We start from the raw sequence: 6,006 nt of genomic DNA on the forward strand, positions 1-6,006 counted from the left end.
CGGAACAACCGCCGCTCGAGCGCCCACCCGCGCCGAAGGCGTGGGTGTCCCCCTCCGATTACTACCGAAACGCGGGAGCGACCTCGGTGATGAAGCGGTCGAGTTGCTCGTAGCTCCACGCGGGGAGGAAGGTGGGGATGAAGAGGTGGCCCACGCCCGCCTCGCCGAGCCGCCCGACGGTCTCCTGGACCTGGGCTACGCTCCCCGCCAGAACCGTGTCCCGCACCAGCTCCTCGCTCCAACCGAAGCGCTTGAGGAACCCGGCCACCAGCCGCTCGATCGCCTCCCGCTTGTCGGTGAGGAGGAGCGCCATGTTGGCCGAGCGCGTGATCGTGTCGGGGTCGCGCCCCAGCCGGGTGCAGTGTTCCTCGAGCACCCGGCCCTTCCGGGCGAGGGTCCTCGGCCCGCCCCAGACGTTCCAGTGGTCCGCGTAGGCCGCGACGATCTTGAGCGTCAGATGTTCGCCGCCGCCGCCCACCAGGAGCTCGGGGTGGGGCTTCTGAACGGGCTTCGGGAAGAGCGGGGCGCCGTCGAGCTGATAGTACTTCCCCCTGAACGTGACCCTGTCCTGAGTCCAGAGGGCGAGCAGCACCTGACACGCCTCGTCCAGGCGGGCCAGCCGCTCGCGCACCGTGTGGAACGGGATGCCGTATCTGACGTGCTCGTTCTCCTGCCAGGCGGCCCCGATCCCGCAGACGAAGCGCCCGCCGGACACGATGTCCACGTTGGTGGCCATCTTGGCCAGGAGCGCCGGGTGGCGGTAGGTGTTCCCCGACACGAGCGTCCCGATCCGCATCTTCCGCGTCGCCATCGCGAGACCCGACAGGCTGGTCCAGCACTCGAGGGTGTCGCCGACCGGGTCGGGAAGGTTCGGCATGAAGTGGTCGGTCACGAAGGCCGCGTCCCAGCCCGTGGCCTCCACGTGCTGCCAGAGGGCGACCAGCTCGGGCCAGCTGATACCGGTCAGACCGGTGAAGAGACCGAACTTCATCGCGCTCCTCTCACGGAGCCAGCGAGGTTCGGGTCGCCTCAAGCTGGGCGAGGTGTTCCGTGTCGTGGTCGGCCAGATAGCGGGCGTAGGTCTCGATGGTGAGCGTCCCGCGTGTCGGGGTGGTGCCGACCCGCTGCCAGCCCGCATCCTTTAGGCCGCCGAGGAGCGCCAGGGTCTCCTCCCTCACCCGGCGAAACGCGGCGAGGTCCACTGCGAAATCGCGAGCGACCGGGTCCGCCGCGAACCCGGTCCGGCTCGAGGCTGAAGAAGGGAAAACAGGAGCCTCCCGCACGAGCATCAGCTTCAAGCGGGGAAGGATGACATCCCGCTCGCCGACGAGGAGGTGGTTGAGGATCTCGCTCATGGACCACTCCCCCGCCCGAGGCCGTCGTGCGATCTGGTCGGGGGAGAGACTCCGCGCCAGCTCCCCGACCCGGTGCGGGGTCGCGCGCAGGGTTTCGAGAAGCGCCTCGCGCGTCATGGCGCGAGGCAGTATAGCACCCTCAGGGCCAGACTTGAACGTAGGCCGCGCGCTGCCGCTCGCAGACGTCGCCGAAGTGGGCGTCGGTCTCCTTCTTCAGCCACGCGAAGTGCTCGGACTTGAGGAAGGCCTGGAGCGTCTCCTCGCTCTCGAACTCGTAGAGGGCCAGGTACTGGAACTTGTCCTCCCCCATGATGGCCTTGTAGCGGCGCGCGCTCACGATCCCCTTGAACTTGAAGAGGTCGGGGATGTGCTCGTGGTTGTACCACTCGTTGAAGGCCTTCTCCCGGTCCGGGGTGATGGTGGCCTTCACGGCAAACAGGGCGATGGCCATGGGTGTCCTCCGCGCCCGAGCGGGCGGTTAGCGTTGCCTTACGTGACCGGCGGCCGGCGCGCGACGGGCCTGACGGCTTCCAACGCTGCGCCCGCGCGCAGGACTGTGGCTTCGTCGAAGTGGCGGCCCACAAGCTGGACCGCGACCGGCAGCTCATCCGGGCTCCAGCCGAACGGCACGGCCAGTGCGGGCGAGCCCGTGAGATCCCACGGCACGGTCGCGCGGAGCGCGTGGCGGGCGGGCACGACCTTGCCGTTGATCGTCAGCTCGACCTGGCCGTGAGGGTAGGCCACGACGGGGACGCACGGGCACAGGAACAGGTCGTAGCGGCTGAAGTACGCGGCCACCTCACGCCGGAGCTGCTCCCATTCGGCGTGGGCGCGCAGGTAGTCGCCGAGCGACCCGCTCCCGACGCCCAGCCGGCGCTGGAGCACCGGATGGAGCTCCCCGCGGCGCCCCGCGATGATCGGCTCGAGGTACGCGCCGGCCTCCGCGGCGTAGAGCGTCGCCGACAGCACCTGCCAGTCGCGCTGGTCCAGGGCCGGAATGCTCACGGGCTCGACGTGACACCCCAACCCGGCGAAGCACGCTGCCGCATCGCTGACGACCTGCCGGATCACGGGCTCGACGGGTGCGGCACCACCCTCCGCGCTCCAGCCCACGCGCAGGCCCCGAAGGGATGGCCCGGGGTCGGGAAGCTCGGGGGCAGGAACGGGCAGCGCGTAGGGGTCGTGGCCGTCGGGCCCGGCGAGAATTTGGAGCGCGAGGGCCAGGTCGCCGACAGCGCGCGCCATCGGGCCCACGTGCATGGCCCGGAGGAGCGTCTCCGGCCAGTGGCCGGTCAGCGGGATACGCCCGTGCGTCGCCTTCAGGCCGACGACGCCGCAACAGTGCGCCGGCATCCGGATCGACCCGCCGACGTCGCTTCCGAGGCCGAGCGGCGAGAGCCCGGTCGCCAGTGCCACGGCTTCGCCTCCGCTCGATCCGCCGGCAGTGCGCGCCGGGTTCCAGGGGTTGACCGTCCTGCCGAAGACGAGGTTGTCGGTCTCCCACCAGAACGCGAACTCCGGCAGGTTGGTCTTGGCGAGGAAGACCCCGCCCGCCCGCTTGAGACGGGCCACCGCCGTCGCGTCGGCCGCGGGGACGTAGTCGGTGAACAGCCTCGACCCGCGGGTCGTGCGCACCCCGGCGGTGTCGAAGCAGTCCTTGACGGTGAACGGCACCCCGTGGAGCGGCCCGAGCGGCTCCCCGTGGACGACTCGATCTTCGGCCCTCCCCGCTTCGGCGAGCGCCTCCGGGTTGAGCGTGACGATCGCGTTCAGCCGCGGGTTGAGCGCCTCGATTCGCTCCAGGTAGGCGCGCACGACCTCAACCGGAGAGATGTCCCTCCCCCGGATGCGCCGGGCGAGGTCACGGATCGTCAGGAAGGAGATGTCCTCGTGCATGTGAAACGGCCGGGCCTCGTGGCCCTCACCGCCCCTGCGCCTGGTCGCCCCGGAGCGTCATGCATGTCCCCATGGCGCGGGCCACCAGGTGCTGTTCCTCGTCGGTCACGTCGCACTCGACGAGGCCAACGGTCTGTCCCCCCTTGACGACCCGGCCGACCGCCCTGAGCCTGCCTTTCCACACCGGCTTCAGGTAGTTGATCTTCAGCTCCAGGGTCGTGTACGCTCGCCCCTCCTCCAGCGTGCTGCCGTAAGCCATCGACATCGCGGCATCGGCGATGACGCAGAGGGCGCCCCCGTGGAGCGTGCCCACGAGGTTGGCGTGGCGCTCGTTCGCCTCGAATTCGATCACGACCTCACCGGCCTCCACCGACGCCAGCGTGAAACCGACGAGCCGTGCGATGGGCGGCAGTGGGACCTCGCCCTTCAGCATCCCCCTCAGGACCTCGAGCCGCCTGGCCACGTAGTCACCCTCCCTTCCCCGCTGGCAGCTGGGTCTGCTCCCGCCCCCAGGGTGGCCGACGATCCGAATCGCTTCCCCTCGCTCCCCCGTCCGGCTATACTAGGCTACTTCTGATGCTCCACGCCAGGCCGTCTTCACCGGGTCTGCCTCCGGGCCGCCATGCGTAAGTACGTGCTGCGGCGCTTGCTCCTCTTCGTGCCGACCCTGGTCGGGGCCTCGATCATGATCTTCGTCCTGATGCGCCTTGTGCCTGGGGACATCGCCGAAATCCTGGTCTATCAAACCGGGACCGAGTCGAGCGCCGTCCAGGAGAAGCAGATCCAGGAGATCCGAGAGGAGCTGGGCCTCAACCGGCCGATCGTCATCCAGTACCTCGCCTGGCTGGGCAACGCGCTCCGCGGCGACTTCGGCTACTCGTACACTCAGCGGCGACCCGTGACGGAGATCATCGTCGAACGCTTCCCGCGCTCCATGGAGCTGGCCTTCCTGACGATCCTCGTCGCCGTCGTCTGGGCGATCCCCCTCGGCGTCATCTCCGCGGTGCGCCAGAACACGTGGGCCGACTACCTGGTGCGCGTGGTCAGCATCAGCGGCCTCAGCCTCCCGATCTTCTTCACCGGCGTGCTGATCCTCTACGGCCTGGTCCGGTTCTTCCGGTGGCTCCCGCCGCTCGAGTTCGTCGCGTTCGTCGACAACCCCGTCGAGAACCTGAAGCAGCTCATCTGGCCAACGCTCGCCCAGGCCTACTACATCAGCGCGCCCATCGCGCGCCTCACCCGCTCCCAGATGCTGGAAGTCGTCCGCCAGGACTATGTGCGGACCGCCCGCGCCAAAGGCCTCGCTGAGCGGGTCGTCGTCTACCGTCATGCGCTCGCGAACTCCCTCCTTCCGGTCGTCACGTTCATTGGGTGGTGGGGCGGGCGGCTGCTCGGCGGGATCGTGATCATGGAGATCATCTTTGCTGTCCCGGGCATGGGGACCGCGCTGGTTCAGGCAGTCAGCTACCGTGACTATCCCACTGTGCAGGCGATCATCTTCGTGATGGCGGTGGTTTTCCTCACGATCAACCTCCTCGTGGATCTGCTCTACGCCTGGCTCGATCCTCGGATCAGGTACACCTGAGATGGCAAACCGGGCCGGCCTCGCCGTCGGTATGAGCCGTGACGCCGCGGTCGAACCCGCCCGTGCGGCTGGCAGCGTGCGCGACCTCCTGCTCGTCCTCGGTCGCTTCACCGTGCGCCAGCCCCTCGGCGCCGTCGGCGGCGTCCTCGTGCTGGGCCTGGTCGTCACGGCGATCTTCGCCCCCCAGCTCGCGCCCCACGGCGCGAAGGATGCCGCCTTCGCCCAGTACCTTCCCCCGAGCGCCGAGTTCCCGATGGGGACGGACCACATCGGGCGGGACATCCTGAGCCGCGTGGTCTGGGGGGCACGCCTCTCCCTCTACGTGGGCCTGGTCTCGGTAGCCTTCGGGATCACGCTCGGCGCGCTCTGGGGAATCATCACCGCGTACTTCGGCGGCCTGGCGGACAGCGCAAGCCAGCGCCTGGTGGACACGCTGATGGCCCTTCCTCCCATCGTCCTGGCGCTCTCCCTGATGGCAGCGCTCGGCCAGTCAGTCAACAACGTGATCATCGCGCTGGCGATATTATTGACTCCCACGGCGGCGCGGACCCTGAGGTCCGTGGCCCTCAGCATCAAGGAGAGCACCTACGTGGAAGCCGCACGGGCGGCAGGCTGCTCGCACTGGCGGATCATCTTTCTCCATATCTTGCCCAACAGCTTCGCCACCTATATCGTGCTCTTCACCGTGAACATCGGCTACGCCATCGTCGTGGAGGCGGCGCTCAGCTTCCTCGGGTTGGGGGCCCCGCCTGACGAGCCTTCCTGGGGCGGGATGCTGACGGCTGGAACCCAGGCGCTGGAAACGGCGCCCTGGATGATCTTCTTCCCGGGCCTGGCAATCAGCCTGACCGTCTTCGGGCTGAACCTCCTGGGAGACGCCATCCGGGATCTCACCGATCCCCGGCTCCGGGGCGGACTCGGATGAGCGAGAGGTGCAACACAGAGGAGGACCACCAATGAGAAAGTCGGCCGTCCTGAGATTGCTCCTTGCCCTGATGCTGATCGGCCTGGGCGCCGTGGGCGCTCTCGCCCAGGAGAAGCCCCGCTACGGCGGGGTCCTCAACTGGTATGACTACGCGGATCCCGGCCGCCTGGACATCCACGCCGAAGGGCCCCTGTCGGTCCAGCAGGCGGTCGCCGGGGTCTACAGCGGGCTGCTCCACTACGACC

Annotated in this window: 8 protein-coding genes; 3 read left to right on the forward strand and 5 right to left on the reverse strand. The window is 68.7% G+C overall.

Going from position 1 to position 6,006, the window contains the following annotated elements; translation table 11 throughout:
* Nucleotides 1-61: 61 nt before the first annotated feature.
* From HY726_20295 to HY726_20315, 5 genes are read right to left on the reverse strand one after another with little or no spacing between them, the layout of a single operon-like run.
* A complete protein-coding gene (locus HY726_20295; GenBank protein ID MBI4611337.1) occupies nt 62-991 on the reverse strand; it encodes an LLM class F420-dependent oxidoreductase in 930 nt (309 codons plus the stop codon).
* Nucleotides 992-1,001: 10 nt separating this feature from the next.
* On the reverse strand, nt 1,002-1,472 hold the full coding sequence (locus HY726_20300) for a DinB family protein (protein ID MBI4611338.1): 471 nt from the start codon (nt 1,470-1,472) through the stop codon (nt 1,002-1,004).
* 22 nt (nt 1,473-1,494) lie between these two features.
* Nucleotides 1,495-1,806 carry a DUF4286 family protein gene (locus tag HY726_20305; protein MBI4611339.1) on the reverse strand — a complete coding sequence of 104 codons (312 nt, stop codon included), beginning with the start codon at nt 1,804-1,806 and terminating at the stop codon, nt 1,495-1,497.
* A gap of 38 nt (nt 1,807-1,844) precedes the next feature.
* The gene (locus tag HY726_20310) at nt 1,845-3,251 is read right to left on the reverse strand and encodes an amidase (protein ID MBI4611340.1); all 1,407 of its coding nucleotides are present in this window, start codon (nt 3,249-3,251) and stop codon (nt 1,845-1,847) included.
* 25 nt (nt 3,252-3,276) lie between these two features.
* The gene (locus HY726_20315) at nt 3,277-3,684 is read right to left on the reverse strand and encodes a PaaI family thioesterase (protein ID MBI4611341.1); all 408 of its coding nucleotides are present in this window, start codon (nt 3,682-3,684) and stop codon (nt 3,277-3,279) included.
* Between the two features lie 189 nt (nt 3,685-3,873).
* Between HY726_20315 and HY726_20320 the strand changes: the two genes are divergently transcribed.
* The 3 genes from HY726_20320 to HY726_20330 all read left to right on the forward strand — a co-directional run.
* Nucleotides 3,874-4,836 carry an ABC transporter permease gene (locus HY726_20320; GenBank protein ID MBI4611342.1) on the forward strand — a complete coding sequence of 321 codons (963 nt, stop codon included), beginning with the start codon at nt 3,874-3,876 and terminating at the stop codon, nt 4,834-4,836.
* 31 nt (nt 4,837-4,867) lie between these two features.
* Nucleotides 4,868-5,761 carry an ABC transporter permease gene (locus tag HY726_20325; protein ID MBI4611343.1) on the forward strand — a complete coding sequence of 298 codons (894 nt, stop codon included), beginning with the start codon at nt 4,868-4,870 and terminating at the stop codon, nt 5,759-5,761.
* A 31-nt stretch (nt 5,762-5,792) separates the two neighbouring features.
* Nucleotides 5,793-6,006, forward strand: a 214-nt coding sequence (locus HY726_20330; protein MBI4611344.1) for a hypothetical protein, incomplete at its 3' end; no start/stop codon positions are given.

Source organism: Candidatus Rokuibacteriota bacterium (genome assembly GCA_016209385.1).
Classification (GTDB): domain Bacteria; phylum Methylomirabilota; class Methylomirabilia; order Rokubacteriales; family CSP1-6; genus JACQWB01.